General features: G+C 43.0%; 2 protein-coding genes. Both read right to left on the minus strand.

All coding sequences use genetic code 11. The features are described 5' to 3' along the window. A partial coding sequence (locus A3739_RS01795) for a beta-ketoacyl synthase N-terminal-like domain-containing protein (protein WP_304440241.1) occupies nt 1–519 on the minus strand: 519 nt, incomplete at its 3' end. 133 nt (nt 520–652) lie between these two features. Then, a complete protein-coding gene (gene acpP, locus A3739_RS01800) occupies nt 653–886 on the minus strand; it encodes an acyl carrier protein (RefSeq protein ID WP_068479307.1) in 234 nt (77 codons plus the stop codon). Nucleotides 887–947 lie beyond the last annotated feature (61 nt).

The following is a 947-nucleotide window of genomic DNA, read 5'->3' on the forward strand; positions in this document are numbered from 1 at the left end:
ACCAATATTGTGTGTACCTGTCGTACAAGCCGTCACAACCGCAATGTTAGGACCTTTAAAACCATACTTAATGGCAACGTTGCCAGAGATCATATTGATGATTGCACTAGGCACAAAGAATGGTGATACGCGTCGAGAGCCAGACTTATGGAAGGTATCTCGTGTACATTCGATCGTTTCGATACCGCCAATGCCAGACCCTACCGCAACGCCTGTCCGTTTTAGTTGTTCTTCAGATAAGGACTCGAGCTCTGCATCCTGCACAGCCTGCATACAAGCAACCATGCCATAGTGCATAAACGCATCCATACGTCGCGCTTCTTTTCGATCAATGTATTCTGACAAATCGAAATCTTTGATTTCACCACCGATTTTTACAGGTAAATCTGTCGTGTCAAAGCGCTCAATCAAACCGATGCCACTTTCTCCCGCTATTAGTTTGTCCCAAGTTTCGGCAACCGTATTCCCGAGCGGGGTTAACGCACCTAAACCTGTGACAGCAACGCGACGTTTTGACATGGGTATCTCCATCCTATGATTTTATAGCTCAGCATTAAGACCAACAGCAGCTATAACAAAAACACTTACTTAATAACCAAAAAACCGCCCAAAGCATTATCGCCATGGACGGTTTGCTAGAGCAAATCGAGTCTTATTGATTAGCAATAATGTAGTCGATTGCTTCTTGAACTGTAGAAAGCTTTTCTGCTTCCTCATCAGGAATTTCAGTTTCGAACTCTTCTTCAAGCGCCATTACTAACTCTACGGTATCAAGAGAGTCTGCACCAAGGTCATCAACAAAAGACGAAGTATTTTGTACTTCAGACTCTTTAACACCTAGTTGTTCACAAACAATCTTTTTTACACGCTCTTCTACAGTGCTCATAGTTTCCTCTCTTCATTATATCGGAGTGCTAACCAGCTTTATGTTTTGATTGATGCTGGTC

The organism is Oleiphilus sp. HI0067 (assembly GCF_001635735.1).